We start from the raw sequence: 22,484 nt of genomic DNA on the forward strand, positions 1-22,484 counted from the left end.
GCAACCCGAACGGGCCATGAAGGTATGGAGAGGTCGCCTTGTCCAGCGGTTCACTTTTTTCGGCGGATGGTTCAGAGCATCGGCTTGCCGCCGGTCACACCATAGCGCTGGCCGGTGATGTAGCTGGCTTCGTCAGACGCCAGCAGCACGTAGATCGGCGCGACTTCCACCGGTTGGCCGGGCCGCCCGAGTGGTGTTTGCTCGCCAAAGTTCTGCACCTCTTCATCGGGCATGGTCGAGACGATCAGGGGCGTCCAGATCGGCCCCGGTGCCACGCAATTCACGCGGATCTCCCTCGGACCGAGCATTTGCGCCAGTCCGCCGGTGAAATTGGCGATGGCGCCTTTTGTGGTGGCGTAGGCGAGCAGGGTGGGCTTGGGCATGTCCGAGTTGATCGAACTGGTGTTGATGATGGAGGAGCCAGGTCCCATGTGTTTGATGGCGGCCTGACACAGACGGAAGATCGCGGTGATGTTGACGTCGAAGGTCATCACCCATTCGTCATCGGGAATCTCTTCAAAGGTTTCGTGGGTCATCTGGAAAGCCGCGTTGTTGACCAGCACGTCGATGCGGCCGAAGCGCTCAACGGTTTGATCCACCAACGCCTGGCACTGGGCCTTCTGCGCAATGTCACCGGGCAGCAACAGGCACTGGCGACCGGCCTGTTCGACCCAGCGCGCGGTTTCCTTGGCATCTTCATGTTCATTTAGATAGGCGACCGCTACATCGGCACCTTCGCGGGCGAAGGCAATGGCCACCGCACGGCCGATGCCACTGTCGGCACCGGTGATCAGGGCGATCTTGCCGGCCAACCGGCCGGAGCCGGTGTAGCTCTGTTCGCCGCAATCAGGATACGGCTCCATTTTGCGCTGCGAACCGGGAACCGGCTGCGCCTGTTTAGGGAACGGGGGTTTTGGATAGTCGGTCATCGTCAATCTCCGGGTCTCATGGCAGGTAGGCCGGTTGACCCGACCCGTTTGCGCTGAGTTCGATCGGATTGACGCTTGGGTTTGCCCTGACTTGATTACCGGGACTTGAGGGCTCGCTCCATCCGGGCAATGCCTTCTTCCAGCATCGAACGCGGGCAGCCGAAGTTCAGGCGCACGAATTGCTGGCTGTGGTCGCCAAAGTCCAGACCCGGGCTGAGGCCGACACGAGCGTGGTCCAGGAAGAACTTCTGCGGATCGTCCAGATCCAGCGCCGAGCAATCGAGCCAGGCCAGGTACGTGCCTTGCGGCACATTGATGGTCACGCCAGGCAAGCGGTTGCGCACGGCGTCCACCAGCCAGTCACGATTGGCTTGCAGGTACTGCTTGAGTTCTTTGAGCCACGGACCGGCTTCGCTGTAGGCCACGCGGGTGGCTTCCATGCCCAACGGATTGACGCTGTCGACCATGCCGCAACGGGCGTGGTTGACGCGTTCGCGCAGGGCGGCGTCCTGGATGATCATGAACGAAGTCTTGAGACCGGCGATGTTGTAGGCCTTGCTCGCCGACATCAGGGTGATGGTGCGGCGGGCGATTTCCGGGCTCAGGGAGGCGGTCGGAATGTGTACGCGACCGTCGTAGCACAGCTCGGCGTGGATTTCGTCGGAGATGATCCAGGCGTCCTGGGCCACGCAGATGTCCGCCACCGCTTGCAGTTCTTCACGGCCGAAGACCTTGCCGATCGGGTTGTGCGGGTTGCTCAGGAGCAGGGCGCCGCCGCCGTGCAGGGATTCACGCAGTGCGTCCAGCGGGGTGGCGTAGGTGCCGTCGGCCTGGGCGTTGAATTCCAGCTCGACCTTGTTCAGGCCCCAATGGCCCGGTGCATGGCGCAGCGGTGGGTAGTTCGGGGTTTGCACCACGACGTTCTGCTGCGGTTGCACCAGCGCCTTGAGCGCCATGTTGAAACCCGACTCCACACCCGGCAGGAAGATCAGCTCTTGCGGTTTGACCCGCCAGGCGAACTTGTTCCAGAGGTCGGCGACGATCGCCTCACGCAAATTGTCCTGGGCCACGCTGTAGCCCACCAATGGGTGCAGCAGGCGTTGTTGCAGCGCCTCGATGACCACCGGCGGCGCGGCGAAATCCATGTCAGCGACCCACATCGGCAACACGTCGGCCGGATAGCGGCTCCACTTGGTGCTGCCGGTGTCGTGGCGGTCGAATACCTGATCAAAATCGAAAGTCATGCGCGGTCTCTGAAGGCGGAGATGGGTCGTGCCGGCGATGATAAACCCCCATCCCCTGTGGGCGCGAACTTGTGACCGATGAATGGCCGACGGTCGGTTTTCACACAGGCGGCGGGGGCGTTGTCTACAGTGAAAAAGTCGGCACTCGTGTGCCGCCACCGTGATTGTCCAGAACAAACCCGGCACCAGTACCGGGTTCCACCTGATCAGGAGTGCACGATGGATCTCAGCCGTCGTCAGTTCTTCAAGGTCGCCGGTATCGGCCTTGCAGGCTCTAGCCTGGGCGCGTTGGGCATGGCCCCGACGCTGGCCTTCGCCGAGCAGGTGCGCCACTTCAAGCTTGCCCACACCCATGAAACCCGCAACACCTGCCCGTATTGCTCGGTCGGTTGCGGCTTGATCATGTACAGCCAGGGCGATGCCGCGAAGAATGTTGCGCAAAACATCATCCATATCGAGGGCGACGCCGACCACCCGGTCAACCGCGGCACCCTGTGCCCCAAAGGCGCCGGCCTGCTGGATTTCATTCACAGCCCCGGCCGCTTGCAGTACCCGCAGGTGCGCAAGCCCGGCAGCAGCGAATGGACCCGGATCACCTGGGACGAAGCCCTCGACCGCGTCGCCGACCTGATGAAGGCCGACCGCGATGCCAATTTCGTCGAGCAGAACGCCCAGGGCCAAACGGTCAATCGCTGGCTGACCACCGGATTCCTCGCGGCGTCGGCGGCGTCCAACGAAGCGGGTTACATCACCCACAAGGTGGTGCGCAGTCTCGGCATGCTGGGGTTCGATAACCAGGCGCGTGTCTGACACGGCCCGACGGTGGCAAGTCTTGCCCCGACGTACGGCCGTGGAGCCATGACCAACACCTGGACCGATATCGCCAATGCGAATCTGATCCTGGTGATGGGCGGCAACGCAGCAGAAGCCCACCCTTGTGGCTTCAAATGGGTGACCGAAGCCAAGGCGCACAACGCCGCGCGGCTGATTGTGGTCGATCCGAGGTTTACCCGGACCGCATCCGTGGCCGATTACTACGCGCCGATTCGCACCGGCAGCGACATCGCGTTCATGGGCGGGCTGATCAATTACCTGCTGACCGAGGACAAGATCCAGCACGAATACGTGCGCAACTACACCGACGTATCGTTCATTGTCAGAGCCGGATTCGGCTTCGAGGACGGGCTGTTCACCGGTTACGACGCGGCCAAGCGCAGCTACACCGACAAATCCACCTGGGGTTACGAACTGGGCGAGGACGGCTTCGTCAAAGTCGACCCGACCCTGCAGGACCCGCGCTGCGTCTATCAACTGATGAAGCAGCATTACAGCCGCTACAACATCGACCTGGCGAGCCAGATCTGCGGCATGCCGGTCGATGCGATGAAAAAGATCTGGGAGGAAATCGCCACTTGCTCGGCGCCGGGCAAGACCATGACGATTCTTTATGCACTGGGCTGGACCCAGCACTCGATCGGCTCGCAGATCATTCGCAGCGCGGCGATGGTGCAACTGCTGCTGGGTAACGTCGGCATGCCCGGCGGCGGGGTCAATGCTTTGCGCGGGCACTCGAACATTCAGGGCCTGACCGACCTTGGTCTGCTGTCCAACGCGCTGCCGGGTTACCTGACCTTGCCGACCGACGCCGAGCAGGATTACGCGGCCTTCATCCATAAACGCACGCAAGTCCCGCTGCGGCCGGGGCAATTGTCCTACTGGCAGAACTACAGCAAATTCCACGTCAGCCTGATGAAAGCCTGGTACGGCGCCAATGCCACCGCCGAGAATCAGTGGGCCTACCACTACTTGCCGAAACTCGACATCCCCAACTACGACATCCTCAAGGTGTTCGACCTGATGGGGCAGGGCAAGGTCAACGGCTACATGTGTCAGGGCTTCAACCCGATTGCCGCGCTGCCGGACAAGAACCGGGTGATGGCGGCACTGGCCAAACTGAAATGGCTGGTGGTGATGGACCCGCTGGCCACCGAAACTTCGCAGTTCTGGGAACACGTCGGGCCATTCAACGATGTGAAGAGCGCCGACATCCAGACCGAAGTCATCCGCCTGCCAACCACCTGTTTTGCCGAAGAGGACGGCTCGCTGGTCAACAGCAGCCGCTGGCTGCAATGGCATTGGAAAGGCGCCGACGGCCCCGGCGAGGCGCGCACCGACGTGCAAATCATGAGTGCGCTGTTCCTGCGTCTGCGTGAGCGATATCAGGCGGAGGGCGGCAAATTCGCCGACCCGCTGTTGAAACTGTCGTGGCCGTACAAGATCGCCGAAGAACCCTCGCCGGAAGAGATCGCCAAAGAGGTCAACGGCTACGCCACCACCGATTTCACCGACGCCACGGGTGCGGCGATCAAGGGCAATTCGCAACTGGCCGGGTTCGCCCAGCTCAAGGATGACGGCAGTACCGCGTCCGGCTGCTGGATTTTCTGCGGCAGCTGGACCGAAGCCGGCAACCAGATGGCCCGCCGCGACAACAACGACCCTTACGGCATGCATCAGCATCAAGGCTGGGCATGGGCCTGGCCGGCCAACCGGCGGATTCTCTATAACCGCGCTTCGGCGGACGTCGCCGGCAAGCCGTGGGATCCGAAAAAGCGCCTGGTCTGGTGGAACGGCAAGGCCTGGGGCGGCACCGATGTGCCGGATTACAAGGCCGACGTGCCGCCGGAAGCCGGGATGAACCCGTTCATCATGAACCCCGAAGGCGTGGCGCGGTTCTTCGCCGTCGACAAGATGAACGAAGGGCCATTTCCCGAGCATTACGAGCCGTTCGAAACGCCGATCGGCATCAACCCGCTGCACCCGGACAACAAGAAAGCCACCAGCAACCCGGCGGCACGGATCTTCGATTCGGTGTGGGACAGCCTCGGCGTGGCCAAGGATTACCCGTACGCCGCCACCAGCTACCGGTTGACCGAGCACTTCCACTTCTGGAGCAAGCACTGCAAGTTGAACGCGATTGCTCAACCCGAGCAATTCGTGGAAATCGGCGAGGTGTTGGCCAAGGAGAAGGGCATCGCTGCCGGCGACCGGGTGCGGGTCAGCAGCAAGCGCGGGTTCATTGAAGCGGTGGCGGTGGTGACCAAAAGGATCCGGCCGTTGCAGGTCAACAACCAGGTGGTGCACCAGATCGGCATTCCGCTGCACTGGGGTTTCACCGGCCTGACTCGCCACGGTTACCTGACCAACACCCTGGTGCCGTTTCTCGGCGATGGCAATACACAGACCCCGGAATCCAAGTCATTCCTGGTCAACGTGGAGAAGCTCTGATGGAGAATCTTTAGATGGCCAGCCAAGACATCATTGCCCGCTCGGCCACCACCACGCCGGCGCCTTCGATACGCGGCCAGGAACAGGTGGCCAAGCTGATCGACACCACCAAATGCATCGGCTGCAAGGCCTGCCAGGTCGCGTGCTCGGAATGGAACGAGCTGCGCGACGAGGTCGGCCATAACCACGGCACCTACGACAATCCGCAGGATCTGAGCGCCGATTCATGGACGCTAATGCGCTTCACCGAGCACGAAACCGACGCCGGCAACCTCGAATGGCTGATCCGCAAAGACGGCTGCATGCACTGCGCCGAGCCCGGATGCCTGGCGGCGTGCCCCAGCCCTGGGGCGATCATCAAGCACGCCAACGGCATCGTCGATTTCGATCAGGACCACTGCATCGGCTGCGGTTATTGCATCACCGGTTGTCCGTTCAATATCCCGCGCATTTCGCAGAAGGATCACAAGGCCTACAAATGCACGCTGTGTTCGGACCGGGTGGCGGTAGGGCTGGAACCGGCCTGCGTGAAAACCTGCCCGACCGGCGCCATCGTGTTCGGCACCAAGGACGACATGAAGACCCACGCCGCCGAGCGCATCGTCGACCTGAAAAGCCGTGGCTTCGACAACGCCGGCCTGTATGACCCGCAAGGCGTCGGCGGCACCCACGTCATGTACGTGCTGCACCACGCCGACACCCCGAAAATCTACGCCGGCCTGCCGGACAACCCGGCCATCAGCCCGTTGGTGGGCCTGTGGAAGGGCATCAGCAAACCCTTGGGCCTGCTGGCCATGGGCGCGGCGGTGCTGGCCGGGTTCTTCCATTACGTGCGGATCGGCCCGAACCGGGTCGAGGAAGATGAACATCCCGAGCCGCCCGACAACTCGGTGCACGTCGTCGATCCGGCGGTGCACACCTTCGACCCACGCGGGGAGGGCCGGCCATGAGCAACAAGACGATCCTGCGCTACACCGCCAACCAGCGCACCAATCACTGGCTGGTGGCGATCCTGTTCTTCATGGCCGGCCTGTCGGGGCTGGCGCTGTTTCATCCGTCGATGTTCTGGCTGACCCATCTGTTCGGCGGCGGGCCGTGGACGCGGATCCTGCACCCGTTCATGGGCGTGCTGATGTTCGTGTTCTTCCTGGGCCTGGTGTTTCGCTTCTGGCACACGAACTTTTTCATCGACAACGACTGGAAATGGCTGCGGCGCATCGACCGGGTGCTGGTCAACGACGAGGAAACCGTGCCGGCGGTGGGCAAATACAACGCCGGGCAAAAGCTGCTGTTCTGGACTTTACTGCTGTGCATGCTCGGATTGCTGTTCACGGGGCTGGTGATCTGGCGCGCGTATTTCAGTCATTACTTCGGCATCACCACGATCCGCTGGGCGATGCTGCTGCACGCTCTGGCGGGGTTTGTGCTGATCCTGAGCATCATCGTGCACATCTACGCCGGAATCTGGATCAAGGGTTCGGTGGACGCGATGATGCACGGCTGGGTCAGCCGCGCCTGGGCCAGGAAACACCATGCACTCTGGTATCGCGAGGTGGAGAGCAAGGATCCGCCAGAGCGACCGGTCTCAAAAAAGGGCTGACAGTTGCCAACCATCCTTGAACCCGGAGAAATCGAAGCGGCGGCCAGTTCGCCGCCGTTTCTGCACCTGCCGCCGCACAACCTGTTCATGTTGCGGGCCCAGCGTCTTGAGCGTTTGGCCGACGGGCATCCGCTGGCCGAATACTTGCATTTGATTGCTGGTTTGTGCCGTGTCCAGCAGCAGATCCTCGACGCCCCTCCGTCGACCGCGCCCCTTGATGAACAGCGGCTGGAGGTCTGCCGACAACACGGCATGCCGCCGTTCGCCGCCGACACCTTGGTTCGCGAAGACAGCTGGCAGCTGTATCTCGAGGCCTTGCTCCGGCGTTATGTCGCCCCCGAGCAACCGGCCGTGATCGAAGCCGTGACCACGCTGCGCATCGCCAGTCCCGGCCAGTTGCGCGCCTGGGCGGTGGCGCTGGTCAGCGGCCAGTATTCGCTGGTGCCGGCGGCGTTGGTGCCGTTTCTCGGGGCGGCGCTGCAAGCGGCGTGGAGTCATTGGTTGCTCAGTGCGCAAAATCTGCAACTGACGCCCGGCGACAGCCTCAGCCAGTGCCCGGCCTGTGGCTCCCCGGCCATGGCCGGGGTGATCCGCCATCGCGGCAAGCACAACGGCCTGCGTTATCTGGTGTGTTCGCTGTGCGCCTGCGAATGGCATGTGGTGCGGGTCAAGTGCGTGTATTGCGAGCAGAGCAAAGGGCTTGAATACCTGAGCCTCGAGGATGACCGCCACGCCGCCAATCAGGCGCCGTTGCGCGCCGAGGTCTGTCCGGGCTGCAACAGCTATTTGAAGTTGCTGTATCTGGAGAACGACGGGGAGGGCGAGGCGCTGTCGGCGGACCTGGCCAGTCTGCTGCTCGACATGCGCCTGGCTCAGGACGGTTATCAGCGCCTGGCGCCGAATCTGTTGCTGGCGCCCGGCGACGAATAAGCCTCAGCGATGCGGCAATTCAACCCGGGCGCGTAAGCCGCCGCTGCGGCGGTTACGCAAACTGAGTTCGCCACCCTGTTCACGAATGATTCCCCGTGCCGCCGAAAGACCGAGCCCGACCCCGCCGGTGTCGCGGTTGCGCGAGGTCTCGAGTCGGAAGAACGGATCGAATACCCGCTCCAGTGCGTCCTCAGGAATTCCCGGCCCCTCGTCTATCACCTCGATGCGGATCGACGTGTCATCGCTGCTCAGCGCCACGCTGGGGCGCTGTGCGTATTTCACCGCGTTATCCAACAGATTGACGATGACCCGTTTGATGCCCAGCGGCCGGCCGTCGTACACCACATGTGCCGGACCGCTGAAGTCGATGTCGATGTGCTGATCGCGGTAGTCATCGACGATGGTTTGCAGCAACTCCGACAGATCGAACGCGGTGGATTGCTCCAGGTGGGTGTCTTCCCGGAAGAACGCCAGGGCGGCGTTGATCATCGATTGCATTTCCTCGATGTCGCGGATCAGTTTGCCCTGATGGTCCAGATCCTCCATGAACTCGCTGCGCAGGCGCATCCGGGTCAGCGGGGCGCGCAAGTCGTGGGAGATGGCGGCGAGCATGTGGGTGCGCTCGCCGATGAAATGCTGGATCTGCGCCTGCATCGTGTTGAACGCGACGATGGCCTGACGGATTTCGTGCGGGCCTTCGAGATGAATCGGCGGCGCTTTCAGATCCCCGCCGAAACGCCGCGCCGCATGGGCAAAGCGCTGCAACGGCTGAGCCAGTTGCCGTGTGGCGAGCCAGGCGACCAACAGGGTGGCGACCAGCCCCAGGGCAACGATGACGGCAATCCGCACGTTCAGGCTCAAGCCCCAACTGCGCTCCGGCGGCGTGAACGACAGCCAGCTGTCATCGGCCAGCCGTACCAGCGCCATGTAGTGCGCGCGAGGGCTACCGGCTGGCCAGTCATCGGGGTTGAACACGTCGATCTGCCGGTCATCGCCGAGCAATTGCCGCAGCGCCGGCACTTTTCCGGCCTCGACCTGTTCGCCTTCCCCCGGCAGGCCGAAGTCGACCCGACGAGGTTTCCACAGCACTTCAAGCATCGGGCTGCTGGCGGCACTGGCCAGTTGCGGGCGCAAGGTCGCCGGCGCTGCCTCGATCACTCGGGTGGTGGCGGCGATCTGTTCCAGCAGCCCGGTGCGCTCGATCGGCGGTCGGGCCCAGATCCCCGCGACCTGAACGAACAGCGCATTGAGCAGCAGCGAAGCGAGCATCGCCGCGACGATTGTCAGGGCAATCCGCCGGCTGAGGGTGTCGCGCCGCAGCATCCGGCCGATCATGAGCGGCTGACCTTGGCGGTGAACATGTAGCCGCCGTTGCGCACCGTGCGGATCAGGTCCGGGCGTTTGCTGTCCGGTTCGATCTTGCGCCGCAGCCGGCTGATCTGCACGTCGATGCTGCGGTCATAGGCGTCGTGGCCCTGGCCGTGGGTCAGGTCGATCAGTTGTTCGCGGGTCAGGATGCGTTGCGGATGTTCAAGCAACACCAGCAGCAGGTCGAATTCGCCGGCGGACATCGGAATCATCACGCCTTCGGGCGAGCGCAGTTCGCGGCAGGTGATGTCCAGATGCCAACCGGCGAAGGCCATGACCGGCCGTGAAGGCTCGGCGCCGGACGGAGCGTTCTCACCGACCCGACGTTGCAGCGCGCGCACCCGGGCCAGCAATTCCTGCGGGGCAAAGGGTTTGGTCAGGTAGTCGTCGGCGCCCAGTTCCAGGCCGACAATGCGGTCGCTCAACTCTGCCATCGCCGTGAGCATGATGATCGGAATGCCCATCTGCGCCCGGACCTTCTGGCACAGGCTCAGGCCGCCCTCGCCGGGCAGCATCAGGTCGAGGATGATCGTGTCCGGCCGCGCCTGGGCAATGGCCGCCCACATGGCCTCGCCATGGGCGGCGACATCGACCTGATAGCCGTGCTGAACGAAGAACTTCTTCAGCAAGGACAGAATTTCCCCGTCGTCATCGACGATCAGCAATCTGCTCACGTTTGCGCAATCCATGAACCTAAAAGAAGCGCATCTAAAACCATTTCGATGCGCCGGTCATATATTTCAATCCTGCAACATTCCTTCAGCGCGGACATCAGCCGGACATCGTCGGGCAAACATCCGCAGGCACTCTGCAGGCCTTCCAACCAAGGGGGCTCAACATGAAGGACATGAACAGCGGCTACATCACCCGGGACCATGGCGCCGTGCGCCCGTTGATCCTGACCCAGCGCACCACCGCACCGGGCCCGGACACGCCGATCCTGTTCCAGGAGACGTGCCTGGGGCTGGCCAACGATCAGAGTCAGTTGATCCTGCGCCGCTATTTCGAACGGTTCAGCCCGACCGAGGCCCATTGGGTCGAATACCTGCACACGATTCCTACCGCCGAATTCATTCAATGGATCATGACTCACGGCCAGTTGCGCATCGAGTGCTCCGACAACACCCCGCACAGCCACGTCCACGCTTGAACAAGGAAACACCATTGATGAGTAGCCATCGCTCACTGGCCGTGTTGTTTGCCGCCACCCTCAGCCTGTCGGGGTGCAGCAGCAAGAAGCTTCCGACCGAGCCGCAGGCCGGGTTTTTACGGGATTACAGCGTGCTCAAGGAAGGGCAGACCGCTTCGGGGCAGACGATCCTGAGCTGGGTCAGCCCGGCATTGGCGAGGGGCCGTTACACCCGGGTTTACCTGGCGCCGAGCGAGTTTTATCCACGGCCCCAGCCTTCGCCGCGCATTCCCCAAAGTACTTTGTCGGGCGTAACCCATTATTACGACGCAGCCCTCAGGCTGGAGCTGGGCAAAGTGCTGCCGCTGGCGTCGAAACCCGGCCCGAACACACTGATCGTCAAACCGGCCATCACCCAGGTCGCGGCCAGCACTCAGGGCCTGCGTTTTTATGAATGGCTGCCGGTGACGCTGGTTGCGGCCGGCGTGAGCAGCGCCACCGGCATTCGTGACCGCGACAGTGAAATCGCCACGGAAGTGTCCTTCGAGGACGGCTCGACCGGGGAAGTCGTGGCCGAAGTGGTGCGCAAGGGCAAGGGCGTGCCGCTGGAAAACGACAAACAGGTCATGACGCCCGATAACGTGAAAGCCGTCCTCGATGGCTGGGCCACGGACTTGAGTCAAACCTATGTGCCGATTCAGCGGGCCGCGCTGCGCTAGAAGCAGGGTGGTCTAACATCATCAGGCGTAGTTCGATTTCGGGAGTGCCTGATGTCCGTGAGTGTTGCCCTGCGGTTACCGTCGATTGACAGCCTGTTACGCCACCCCGCGTGCCAGCCATTGGCCGAGCGTTACGGACGCGAGGCGCTGTTGACGGGGTTTCGCCAGTTACTGGATGACTTGCGCGAAGCGGTGGTGGCGGGGCAACTGACCGCCGTTGAAATCAGCCCTGAAGCGCTGGCCGGAAGAGTTGCCGAACGTCTGGCATTGAAGCAGCGCAGCCAGGTGCGCCGGGTGTTCAACCTGACCGGCACCGTGCTGCACACCAACCTCGGCCGGGCTTTGTTGCCCGAAGAAGCCATTGACGCCGTGCAACTGGCGGCGCGCTATCCCTTGAACCTGGAATTCGATCTGGCCAGCGGCAAGCGCGGTGACCGCGACGACTTGATCGAAGGCCTGATCCGCGAGCTGACCGGCGCCGAAGCCGTGACCGTGGTCAACAACAATGCCGCCGCCGTGCTGCTGACGCTCAACAGCCTCGGCGCTCGCAAGGAAGGCATCATTTCCCGGGGCGAGCTGATCGAGATCGGCGGCGCGTTTCGCATTCCCGACATCATGAGCCGCGCCGGCGTGCGCCTGCACGAGGTCGGCACCACCAATCGCACCCATGCCCGCGACTACGAGGCGGCAATCAGCCCACGCAGCGGCCTGATCATGCGCGTGCACGCGAGCAACTACAGCATCGAAGGCTTCACCGCCCGGGTGCCGACCTCCGAACTGGCGGCGTTGGCCCATCGGCATGACCTGCCGCTGCTGGAAGATCTTGGGAGCGGCAGTCTGCTGGACCTGACCCGCTGGGGTTTGCCGGCGGAACCGACGGTGCGTCAAGCGTTGCTTGATGGCGCCGACATCGTCACCTTCAGCGGCGACAAACTGCTTGGCGGGCCGCAGGCGGGGGTGATCGTCGGGCGCAAGGACCTGATCGCGAAGATCAAGAAGAACCCGCTGAAACGCGCGTTGCGGGTCGACAAACTGACGCTGGCCGCACTCGAAGCGGTACTCGGGCTCTATCGCGACCCGGATCGTCTGGCCGAGCGTTTGCCGAGCCTGCGCCTGTTGACCCGACCGCAAGCCGACATTCTGGCCCAGGCCGAACGCCTGCAACCGGCCTTGGCCGAACTGCTGGGCGAGGGCTGGATCGTCACGGCGCAGCCAGCGCTGGGCATGATCGGTAGCGGCAGCCAACCGGTGGCGCGCCTGCCGAGCGCAGCGCTGTGTCTGCGCCCACAGGTATCGAAACGCCTGCGCGGACGTTGCCTGTTGAATCTGGAAGCCGCGCTGCGCGCCTTGCCGATCCCGGTGCTCGGGCGCATCGATGACGACGCGCTGTGGCTGGATCTGCGGCAGCTCGACGATGAACCGGCGTGGCTGGCACAACTCGGGCAGTTGCAAACGTGATCGTCGGCACGGCAGGGCACATCGACCACGGCAAGACGTCACTGCTGCAAGCGCTGACCGGGCAAACCGGCGACCGCCGCCCGCAGGAACGTGAGCGCGGGATGACCATCGACCTCGGTTATCTGTACGCAGAACTGGCGCCCGACGCGGGGCTGACCGGTTTCATCGACGTACCGGGGCACGAGAAATTCACCCACAACATGCTCGCCGGCGCGCAGGGCATCGATCTGGTGTTGCTGGTGGTGGCGGCGGATGACGGCGTGATGCCGCAGACCCGCGAGCATCTGGCGATCGTCGAACTGCTGGGCATTCCACGGGCGCTGGTGGCGATCACCAAGTGCGACCGGGTCGAGGCGGGCAGAGTGGAGGAAGTTCGCCGACAGGTTGAAAGCCTGCTAGCAACCGGGCCCTATGCCGAAGCGCCACTGCTGACGGTTTCCAGCGTGACAGGTGAGGGCGTCGATGCGCTGCGCGAAGCGTTGCGGCAGATAGAAGGCGAGGAGCGCAGTCGCGAAGGCGGTTTTCGCCTGGCCATCGACCGGGCGTTCAGTGTCGCCGGCGCCGGGATCGTGGTGACGGGGACGGCGCTTTCGGGCTCGGTCGCCGTGGGTGACAAGCTGAGTCTCGGGCCGGCGTGCAAAACCGTGCGGGTCAGGGGCCTGCACGCGCAGAATCAAGCCGCCGAACAAGCCTTCGCCGGCCAGCGCGTGGCCCTGAACATCAGCGCGGATCGTCTGGAACTCGGGCAGATCCATCGCGGCCAATGGTTGCTCGCCGAATGGCTGCACGCACCGACCCAGCGGCTGGATATCGAATTCCGGTTGTTGCCGGGCGAGCGGGTTTTCGAGCATTTCCAGCCGGTGCATCTGCATCTCGGCACTCAGGACGTGATCGCCCGAGTCGCCTTGCTGGAGGGTTCAAGCCTGTCGCCTGGCGAGCGCATGTTTGCACAACTGCTGACGAACGTCCCGGTGCACGGCGTCCACGGTGATCCGCTGATCCTGCGTGACGCCAGCGCCCAGCGCACGCTCGGTGGCGGGCGCGTCCTTGATCCCTTCGCCCCGGCCCGCCAGCGGCGCAGCCCGGAACGGCTGGCGCAACTGCGTGTGCTGGCGATCAGCTGCGAGCTGGAACAGGCCTTGCCGACGTTGCTGGAATACAGCGCAAGCGGCCTCGACCCGCAACGCCTGGAACGTCAGTTCAATCGTCCGCGTGACGGCTGGACGCTGCCGGACAACGTCCGCCTGATCGAAACCCGTCAGGGGCCGGTGCTGTTCAATGCGCAGCGCTGGGGGATGCTCAAGTTCAACTTGCTGGAACAACTGGCGCGCTTTCATGAACTGGAACCCGATCAGATGGGCCCGGATCGTGACCGTCTGCGGCGTTTCAGCGGTTTGAGCCTCGAACGCGCAACGTTTATCAGCCTGCTGGAAGAACTGCTCGGCGCCGGTTCACTGGTCGCCAGTGGCCCGTGGCTGCATTTGCCCGACCATCAAGTGCGCCTGAGTGCCGACGACGAAACCCTGTGGCAGGCGCTGCAGCCATTGTTCGAGCAGGCCGGTTTCGATCCTCCGTGGGTTCGTGACGTGGCGAAAGTCGTCGGTCAGGAAGACGCGACCGTGCGTTTGCTGCTGCGCAAACTGGCGCGCCTCGGCGTGATGCATCAAGTGGTGCGCGACCTGTTTGTCAGCGACATCACGCTGCGGCAAATGGTGGCGGTGCTGCTGCGTCTGGCCGAAGAAAATCCGCAGATCGAAGTCACGGCCTTCCGCGATGCGCTAGGCTTGGGACGCAAGCGCAGTATTCAGATCCTCGAATACTTCGACCGGCTGGGCCTGACCCGGCGCGTCGGCGAAGGCCGGCAAATCCGCACCGACAGTGCGCTGGCCAACCCCGGCGCGGACTGAGTTCAAGGAAGGCAATCGCGCCCGGTGGCGCGGCCGGGCTTCAAACCCGGTTGGGGACGGCATCCGTTCCCGGGCAGGTTCGACTCCGGCTGCCTTCCGCCAATTTCCCTCAAAAGCCCAACGGGTACTGGATCACCACATAGATCCGGTCAATGTCATCCCCGGCCTGGGCGCTGTTGGCCCGGTGCGAAACGTGAGACAGCTGCACCGACAGATCCTTGGCCGCGCCGGACTGGACGATGTAGCGCAGATCGATGTCGCGTTCCCAGTGTTTGCCGCCGTCCCCTTGCTGAGGCTGATATTCACCGGAGTCCGCGTCGAACGGGTTGTAGGCGCCGCCCTTGGGCGCGTGAGTGCCGTCGATTTGGCTGCCGGAAACGTAACGGGTCATGAAGTTCAGCCCGGGAATGCCGAAGGCGCCGAGATCCAAGTCATAACGCGCTTGCCAGGAGCGCTCGTGAGCGCCGTTGAAGTCGGCGTATTTGATCGAGTTGGCCAGGTAGATGGAATCGCCACCGACAAAATCGAACGGCGTGTCGCCATTGATGCGTTGCCAGCCGAGCATCACCGCGTGGGCGCCGAAGGTGTATTTGCCCGAGAGGCTGAACGCGGTGTTGTCGATGTCGCCGGCCAGTGCCTGCCCGGTGTCGCGGGTGTGGTAGACGTTGGCGTCGAGCAATAGACCGGACTGTTTGAAATGCAGGTTGGCGTAGTACTGGCGCCAAGTGTCGCTCAGATCGGACGCATACAGCGCGCCGCCGACCGGGCTGTCGCTGAACAGATCGGTGCCGACAAAACTGATGCTTTCGCCTTGGGTGCTGGCGCCATAGCCTTGAAAGTCGCCTTTGCCGGAGGAACGGTCCTGGTTCTTGAACGCCGTGAAGCGCCCGGCCACGACGCGTGCGTTTTCGATCTCGTGGCTGTCGAGCAGCAACCCCGTGGCGTATTCCGGTTGCAGGCGTTTGTCCGAGGTGTCGAAGACCGGCGTTTCCACGGTCATTTCACCGAAGGCGAGGGTGGTTTTCGAAGTCTTCAACTTCAGCGCACCACCGGCGCTGGAGTATTCGCTTTCGCTACGGCCATCACTGTCCACCGGCAAAAGTCCGGTGCCGGAGTGCCCCTTGCCGCCATCGAGTTTCAGCCCATAAAAGGCGTGGGCATCGAGACCAACCCCGACGATTCCTTCAGTGAAACCGGATGCGAAAGTGCCGATAAACCCCTGAGCCCACTCCTGTTTGTAGTTTTTCCCGGCGGGTGAGGGCGAGCGGTAGTCGTTGCTCAGGTAGAAGTTGCGGCTGAGCACTTCGGCCTTGGCGTCGTCGAGAAATCCGCTGGCAAATGCCGAGTCGGCCATTGCGCAATACAACAGTGCCAGGGCGAAACGCGGTTGCATGAAACCTTTCATGTGTCAGTGACCGGCCGTGATGGAAGTTGCCGGATACTGAAGCAAACCGTCGTGCTGCGATTGAGCGGATGTGCTGAGTCAGCGTCCTCAGGTCACCCGGCCTTTTCGTTGCCTGGAAGGATCGACAGCGGCGGCTCTTGATGCCTGCAAAAGACTGGCGAAGGCCGCCCTGTCGATCGGGCGACTCATGTAATAACCCTGGACTTCGTTGCATTGATCCTTGCCCAGAATGTCCAGTTGTTCCTCGGTTTCAACGCCTTCAGCGGTCACGGTCAGCCCCATCGCTTTACCCAGTCCGATGATGGCCTGCACCACCGCCCGATCATTGGCGCCGGTGCTGATTGAAGCAATGAAACGTTTGTCGATCTTGATGCCATCGAACGGGTAGGCACGCAGATAGCCAAGGGAGGAATAACCGGTGCCGAAGTCATCCATGTTCAGGCGCACGCCCAGTTCCTTGAGCGCGGTCATGGTGGTCAACGCGCCGTCCGTGTCGTTGAGCATTACGTTCTCGGTGATTTCCAGCTCCAGCCGGCTGGCCGGGAAGCGAGTACCCACCAGCACTTCGCGTACATCTTCGACCACATCGCTGATCGCAAACTGCGCAGGTGACAGGTTGACCGACAGGAGAATATCCGCCGGCCAGGTCAGTGCCGTTTCACAAGCCTCACGCAGGACCCAGCGACCGAGGGGAACAATCAGGTCGGTCTGTTCGGCCAGCGGAATGAATAAATCCGGTCCGAGCAACCCTTTTACCGGATGCTGCCAGCGCACCAGAGCCTCGACCGAAACGATTTCCTTGCCATCGACCTTGTATCGGGGTTGAAAGTGCAGCACGAACTCATTGTTCGTCAGGGCCCTTCGAAGGTCGTCCTCCATCTGCCGACGGGTTTGGATCTGATCGCTCATGTGCGCTTCGAAATAGCACCAGGTGTTTTTGCCTTCGGATTTGGCCTGGTACAGCGCAATGTCTGCGCAACGGATCAGCTCACTGGCGACGTACCCGTGACGCCGGCTCAGAGCGATGCCGACACTGGCGCCGATGTGCAACGGTTGCTGTTCGAAGAGGATGGGTTGATGCAGGCTGCCGATCAGGCGTGTGCAGAACCTGTCGATCTCCTGATGCGTGTCCATGCCGCAGAGCACCACGACGAACTCGTCACCGCCCAGACGGGCGACGATATCGTGGTCGCGCGTGCATTCGCGCAGTCGGCCGGCAACCTCTTGCAACACAGCATCGCCGGCGGGGTGCCCGAGCGAATCGTTGATCGGCTTGAAATTGTCCAGGTCAATCATCAGCACCGATAAAGGCGGGGCGTGCTCCTTGAGCAGCAGAGCGTCGTCCAGATAGCGCGACAGTTTGTTGCGGTTGGGCAGGCCCGTCAGCGCGTCATGCAAGGACAGGTGCTGGATCTGCGCATGGGCGGCGACCTCATCGGTGATGTCGCTGGCCGTGCCGCGATAGCCGACCACTGCCGTACTTTCCACGATCGGCCTGGCCGAGAGACGGCAGTGGCGCTGTTGCCCCTCGCGGTCACGGTAGGTGCAACGCAGGTCGCTGGCGTTGCTTTCCTCATCGAGTTTCTTCAGCCACAGATCCAGCGGAGTGGTGTCGCAGACAAGCAAGTGTCCGATGTGTTTCCCGATCCACTGGGCCTGCGGATAACCGGTGACAGCACTGAACCGGGTCGACAGATAGGTGATGGACAACGCTTCATCCACCTCCCAGATCCAGTCGGACGCCGCTTCGGCCACCGCCCGAAAGCGCTCCTCGCTGGCTTCCAGTGCGCGGTTGGACGCCAGCAATGCCTGATTCGACGCCTGCATCGCTTCAAAACTGTCGTCGACATACCGCGAGGAACGTAACGCATGGCGAAAGAACCAGACCGTCAGGGCCATCAACACGAGCAAAGCGGGGCCGAGCGTTGGCAGCAACGACCAGAGCAGATGCTGGCCCGGTCGCTCCAGATCGGCAACGAGGCTGTATCCGGTGCTGTCCAGCGGGACGCGAGGCTGGCCCGGGTCGATGGTGCCGTCCGGTGCCAGCGACAGATTGTTCAGCCCATACCCGCTGCCGATCTTGCGCAACTTGGTGGGTGTCAGATTGTCGACGAATACCAGTACCGAAGTCTTTTGTGGATCGCCTACCGGGCGCTCATCGTTGGGAAGGATCGCCGCCGCGGTGACCAGCGCCGGCCAGTCTTCGAACAATGAATAAGTACTGACGGGCCTGGTCAGGTCAGGCTGACTCTGCACTTGCTCCACCAGACTGTTCGCCGAAAGCTGAAGGAACTGGGGCAGTTGCGCATCGAGCATTTGCCCGCGAACGACGGCGTATTTGGTGCGTTCTCGATCCAGCACGAACAGACCGTCATAGCCGTCGCTGGTAAACAGGGTCTTGCCCATGTTCTGCTCGGTGTAGGCCCAGTTCGTGTCGACCGTACCGCTCAAACGCTCATAGGCTGTCGTCCAGTAGGCGTAACTAGTGATGTAGTTCTTCGATGCCGTGATTCGGTTCTCCAGCGCCCGGGCCGAATAGAACCGGACGTCATTGACGTCATCCTCATCCAGTTGAGTGGCAATGCCGAGCAACGCAGCGGTCGCCGCCATCACTCCGGCAATGAACAGCGCACCCACCGCGACGGCCAGACGCCGGGTGACAGAGCCCTGCAGGGTGGGTAACGACGTCGCACGGCTGGAGATGTCCATTTGCTCGTCCTTGATCCGGTATTTCTTCAATCTAGAACATCTTCGGCTTCGAGATGTTCAGAAGTTGCGCCAAGCGTGTCTGCCCGCTCAGGTCCCCTTGCGCAAAAGCACAAGACTTCACGCTCAAAAGCCGGATAATGGCGGCCAATTTGTTTAGCCCGCTATTCTGGTAACCCGCATGGAAATCAAGGTCAATTTTCTCGACAACCTCCGACTCGAAGCCAAGTTCGATGACTTCACGGTGGTGGCCGACCAACCGATCCGTTACAAGGGCGATGGCTCTGCTCCGGGTCCGTTCGACTATTTCCTGGCGTCTTCGGCCTTGTGCGCGGCTTACTTCGTAAAGTTGTACTGCAGCACCCGCAATATCCCGACCGAAAACATTCGTCTGTCGCAGAACAACATTGTCGATCCGGAAAACCGCTACAACCAGATCTTCAAAATCCAGGTCGAGCTGCCGGCGGACATTTCCGAAAAGGATCGCCAGGGCATCCTGCGCTCGATCGACCGTTGCACGGTGAAGAAGGTGGTGCAGGCCGGGCCGGAGTTCGTGATCGAGGAAGTCGAGAACCTCGACGCCGATGCCCAGGCCCTGCTGATGCCGGCTTCCACGTCCGGCGCGGGCACCTGCATTGCCGGCAAGGACCTGCCGCTGGAACAGACCATCGCCAATATGTCGGGGATTCTGGCCGACCTGGGCATGAAGATCGAAATCGCTTCGTGGCGCAACATCGTGCCCAACGTCTGGTCGCTGCACATCCGCGATGCGCAGTCGCCGATGTGCTTCACCAACGGCAAGGGTGCGACCAAAGAGGGCGCGCTGGCCTCGGCGCTGGGCGAGTTCATCGAGCGGCTGAACTGCAACTTCTTCTACAACGATCAGTTCTGGGGCGAAGAGATCGCCAATGCCGAGTTCGTGCATTACCCGGACGAGCGCTGGTTCAAGCCCGGCGCCAAAGACGAGTTGCCTGCGGAAATCCTCGACGAATATTGCCTGGGCATTTACAACCGCGACGGCGAACTGCGCGGCTCGCACCTGTACGACACCAACTCCGGCAACACCCAGCGCGGTATCTGCTCGCTGCCGTTCGTGCGTCAGTCTGACGGCGAGGTGGTGTACTTTCCGTCCAACCTGATCGAAAACCTGTTTCTCAGCAACGGCATGAGCGCCGGCAACACCCTGGCTGAAGCCCAGGTGCAGTGCCTGTCGGAAATCTTCGAGCGGGCGGTCAAACGCGAAATCCTCGAAGGCGAAATGGCCCTGCCGGATGTACCGCAAGAGGTGCTGGCGAAGTACCCGGGCATCCTCGCCGGGATCAAGGCGCTGGAAGAGCAGGGTTTCCCGGTGCTGGTCAAGGACGCGTCGCTGGGCGGTGAGTTCCCGGTGATGTGCGTGACGCTGATGAACCCGCGCACCGGCGGCGTGTTCGCCTCGTTCGGCGCCCATCCGAGCTTCGAAGTGGCGCTGGAACGCAGCCTCACCGAGTTGCTGCAGGGCCGCAGCTTCGAAGGCCTCAACGATCTGCCACAGCCGACCTTCTCGGGCCAGGCTGTGACGGAGCCGAACAACTTCGTGGAGCACTTCATCGATTCCAGCGGCGTGGTGTCGTGGCGCTTCTTCAGCGCCAAAGCCGACTTCGAATTCGTCGAGTGGGACTTCTCCGGCAACGGCGAAAACTCCAACGCCGAAGAGGCCGCGACGTTGTTCGGCATCCTTGAAGACATGGGCAAGGAAGTCTACATGGCGGTCTACGAGCACATCGGCGCCAAGGCGTGCCGCATTCTGGTGCCGGACTATTCGGAGATCTATCCGGTAGAAGACCTGATCTGGGACAACACCAACAAAGCGCTGCAATTCCGTGCGGATATCCTCAACCTGCACAACCTGAGCAAAGTCGGCCTGCGCAACCTCGCCAAAGGCCTGGAACACAGTGAACTGGACGATTACACCGACATCACCACGCTGATCGGCATCGAGTTTGACGACAACACCCCATGGGGCAAGTTGACCATTCTCGAACTGCGCCTGCTGATCTACCTCGCCTTGCAGAAGTACGAGCAGGCCAAGGATCTGGTCGAAGCCTTCCTGCAATACAACGACAACACCGTCGAGCGCGGCTTGTTCTATCAAGCGGTCAACGTTGTGCTGGAAATGGAGCTGGACGAGGATCTGCAGTTGGAAGACTACGAAGCCAACTTCCGCCGCATGTTCGGCGACGAGCGCATGGATGCGGCGATCGGTTCGGTCAATGGTAGCGTGCGCTTCTACGGTCTGACGCCGACCAGCATGAAGCTGGAAGGGCTGGATCGGCACCTGCGCCTGATCGAGAGCTACAAGAAACTGCACGCGGCGCGGGCCAACTTCGCGGGTTGATTCGGTTGGCGGCACGTACAAAAAAAGCACCTTTGCGGGTGCTTTTTTTGTGGTCGGCAAAGGATGCTGTCAGAGCGCGGCTTTCACCTGCAATCCAAACACCAATGCATTGTCGATGTCCTGCCCGGAGAACGCGCCTGGCTCGATGATGTACTGCACATTCGGACGCAGCGTCAGCCATGGAGTGGCTTGATAGCCGTAGCCGAGTTCGATCAATTGCTCGGCGCTGTCCAGATTGGGGAACGCGGCGCCATTGGCAGTGGCGGTGTCCTGCAGCACATCGCGGCTGCGCGGGTTCGGCACTGCGCGGCCGTAACCGAGCGCCACGGTGTCGCGAGGGCGGCCTTCAAAGGGTTTGTACAGAACCAGGCCGGTGCCGTACCACTTGCTGAATGGCGAGGCCGCTTCGCTGGCCGCCGAGTATTGGCCGAAGGCGTGCAGGCTGCGGCCTTCGGAGACGTCCGAAGCCCACACGGCCTGGTCGATCAGGACGTAATGGCCGCCGCGCCCGGACACTTCCTTGTCACTGCCGATGCGTTTGACGTCGGAGCTGTCGTAGTAATAACCGAGCTTGTACTCGCCGGGCAGTTTGCCGGCCTGCTTGTAGACCAGCTCAATCGGCACCACGGTACCGGTGGTGTGTTTCGGGCCCAAGTGCCAGGCACGGCTGGAGTTGCCGTTACTTTCCGGATCGACATTGAACGCGGCTACGCGTAGTTGCCAGGCCGGGGAGAGGTCATATTTCACCCGCACACCGAGGTGGGCGTTGGGGTAGTTGGTCCAGCCGCTGCCACCGGACATGTTCAGCGGATGGCCGCAGAAGCCGGCGTTCATGAAATTGCAGAGAATGCCGCTGTCGAGGCCGCCGAGGTCGTTGCCCATGGCCATGTAGCCGAGTTTGACGTTCAGCGCCGGGGTAAACAGGCTGCGCTCGTAGCTCAGCTCGGTCAGGCGGGTGTAGAGGCCGCCGTAGTTTTCCTGGATGGGCAAACGGTTGCCGACCAGATCTTCAGAAGCACTGTTGCCGCGACGGTCGTTGATGGTCAGTTGGATCTTGCCGGCGTTATCGACGCCGTACAGTTTGCTCAGGTCGAACTGCGCGCCGAGCTTGATGTTCTGCGAATAGCGCGCCGAGCGATGCAGACCGCCGTCGGCGTTGTAGGCGGTTTCGCCGGTGTAATCGCCGGTGAACTTGATGCCGTCTTTATCGAGCTGGTGGCGCAGGCCGCCCCAGTCGCCGGTCAGGGTATTGCGGGTGAACACGTTCGAATCGGTATCGGCGAGAGCGGGCAGGGCAGCGCCGCAGGTGAGACCGAACAGCATGCCGGTGAAGACCCCGGCGTGGGAAAAGCGAACAGCCAATGACATTGCTGAAATCCAGAGCGAAGGACATGAAACGACGCGGCACCCGAAGGTGCCGCGCACAA

At 62.3% G+C, this 22,484-nt stretch carries 16 protein-coding genes and 1 tRNA gene; 10 read left to right on the forward strand and 7 right to left on the reverse strand.

What is annotated here, in order from left to right:
• Positions 1-71: 71 nt before the first annotated feature.
• Positions 72-929, reverse strand: coding sequence for a glucose 1-dehydrogenase (locus QRN46_RS15920; protein WP_285355805.1), 858 nt, complete (start codon positions 927-929; stop codon positions 72-74).
• Positions 930-1,024: 95 nt separating this feature from the next.
• Positions 1,025-2,173, reverse strand: coding sequence for a MalY/PatB family protein (locus QRN46_RS15925; RefSeq protein WP_285355807.1), 1,149 nt, complete (start codon positions 2,171-2,173; stop codon positions 1,025-1,027).
• Positions 2,174-2,392: 219 nt separating this feature from the next.
• On the opposite strand from QRN46_RS15925, the gene fdnG reads away from it, so the two are divergent.
• Genes fdnG through fdhE form a run of 4 tightly spaced genes read left to right on the forward strand, consistent with a single transcriptional unit; the run spans position 2,393 to position 7,988 of the window.
• Positions 2,393-5,458 (forward strand): formate dehydrogenase-N subunit alpha, encoded by a 3,066-nt coding sequence (gene fdnG / locus QRN46_RS15930; RefSeq protein ID WP_285355809.1) that lies wholly within the window; start codon positions 2,393-2,395, stop codon positions 5,456-5,458.
• Between the two features lie 14 nt (positions 5,459-5,472).
• Positions 5,473-6,408, forward strand: a complete 936-nt coding sequence (fdxH, locus tag QRN46_RS15935; protein ID WP_285355811.1) for a formate dehydrogenase subunit beta — start codon at positions 5,473-5,475, stop codon at positions 6,406-6,408.
• Positions 6,405-7,058, forward strand: a complete 654-nt coding sequence (locus QRN46_RS15940; RefSeq protein WP_285355813.1) for a formate dehydrogenase subunit gamma — start codon at positions 6,405-6,407, stop codon at positions 7,056-7,058. Before fdxH ends, QRN46_RS15940 begins: the two co-directional genes overlap by 4 nt.
• A 3-nt stretch (positions 7,059-7,061) precedes the next feature.
• Positions 7,062-7,988 carry a formate dehydrogenase accessory protein FdhE gene (fdhE, locus tag QRN46_RS15945; RefSeq protein ID WP_285355815.1) on the forward strand — a complete coding sequence of 309 codons (927 nt, stop codon included), beginning with the start codon at positions 7,062-7,064 and terminating at the stop codon, positions 7,986-7,988.
• Between the two features lie 3 nt (positions 7,989-7,991).
• Here fdhE and QRN46_RS15950 read toward each other — a convergent pair whose 3' ends face one another.
• A complete protein-coding gene (locus QRN46_RS15950; protein WP_011334115.1) occupies positions 7,992-9,323 on the reverse strand; it encodes an ATP-binding protein in 1,332 nt (443 codons plus the stop codon).
• Positions 9,320-10,030 (reverse strand): response regulator, encoded by a 711-nt coding sequence (locus QRN46_RS15955; protein ID WP_502942402.1) that lies wholly within the window; start codon positions 10,028-10,030, stop codon positions 9,320-9,322. Before QRN46_RS15955 ends, QRN46_RS15950 begins: the two co-directional genes overlap by 4 nt.
• Positions 10,031-10,194: 164 nt before the next feature.
• Here QRN46_RS15955 and QRN46_RS15960 point away from each other — a divergent pair, with 164 nt between their 5' ends.
• From QRN46_RS15960 to QRN46_RS15980, 5 genes are all read left to right on the forward strand, one after another.
• Complete coding sequence (locus QRN46_RS15960; protein ID WP_011334117.1) at positions 10,195-10,506, forward strand: hypothetical protein; 312 nt, start codon at positions 10,195-10,197, stop codon at positions 10,504-10,506.
• Positions 10,507-10,523: 17 nt separating this feature from the next.
• The gene (locus QRN46_RS15965) at positions 10,524-11,204 is read left to right on the forward strand and encodes a DUF3313 domain-containing protein (RefSeq protein ID WP_011334118.1); all 681 of its coding nucleotides are present in this window, start codon (positions 10,524-10,526) and stop codon (positions 11,202-11,204) included.
• Between the two features lie 51 nt (positions 11,205-11,255).
• On the forward strand, positions 11,256-12,662 hold the full coding sequence (gene selA / locus QRN46_RS15970) for an L-seryl-tRNA(Sec) selenium transferase (RefSeq protein WP_011334119.1): 1,407 nt from the start codon (positions 11,256-11,258) through the stop codon (positions 12,660-12,662).
• Positions 12,659-14,569 carry a selenocysteine-specific translation elongation factor gene (gene selB / locus QRN46_RS15975; protein WP_011334120.1) on the forward strand — a complete coding sequence of 637 codons (1,911 nt, stop codon included), beginning with the start codon at positions 12,659-12,661 and terminating at the stop codon, positions 14,567-14,569. The genes selA and selB overlap by 4 nt, the downstream gene beginning before the upstream one ends.
• A gap of 6 nt (positions 14,570-14,575) precedes the next feature.
• A tRNA-Sec gene (locus QRN46_RS15980) sits at positions 14,576-14,671 on the forward strand.
• A gap of 7 nt (positions 14,672-14,678) precedes the next feature.
• Here the strand turns inward: QRN46_RS15980 and QRN46_RS15985 are convergent.
• Together QRN46_RS15985 and QRN46_RS15990 are read right to left on the reverse strand one after the other, a co-directional pair.
• Entirely contained in the window at positions 14,679-15,962 is a 1,284-nt protein-coding gene (locus QRN46_RS15985) for an OprD family porin (RefSeq protein WP_041475271.1), read from the reverse strand.
• A 99-nt stretch (positions 15,963-16,061) separates the two neighbouring features.
• Positions 16,062-18,683, reverse strand: coding sequence for a bifunctional diguanylate cyclase/phosphodiesterase (locus QRN46_RS15990; RefSeq protein ID WP_285355818.1), 2,622 nt, complete (start codon positions 18,681-18,683; stop codon positions 16,062-16,064).
• A gap of 178 nt (positions 18,684-18,861) precedes the next feature.
• Between QRN46_RS15990 and QRN46_RS15995 the strand changes: the two genes are divergently transcribed.
• Positions 18,862-21,057, forward strand: a complete 2,196-nt coding sequence (locus QRN46_RS15995) for an OsmC domain/YcaO domain-containing protein (RefSeq protein WP_011334123.1) — start codon at positions 18,862-18,864, stop codon at positions 21,055-21,057.
• Between the two features lie 69 nt (positions 21,058-21,126).
• On the opposite strand, the gene QRN46_RS16000 is transcribed toward QRN46_RS15995, so the two are convergent.
• The gene (locus QRN46_RS16000) at positions 21,127-22,425 is read right to left on the reverse strand and encodes a carbohydrate porin (RefSeq protein WP_201818618.1); all 1,299 of its coding nucleotides are present in this window, start codon (positions 22,423-22,425) and stop codon (positions 21,127-21,129) included.
• Positions 22,426-22,484 lie beyond the last annotated feature (59 nt).

Source organism: Pseudomonas sp. lyk4-R2A-10 (genome assembly GCF_030209075.1).
Lineage (GTDB): Bacteria > Pseudomonadota > Gammaproteobacteria > Pseudomonadales > Pseudomonadaceae > Aquipseudomonas > Aquipseudomonas glycinae.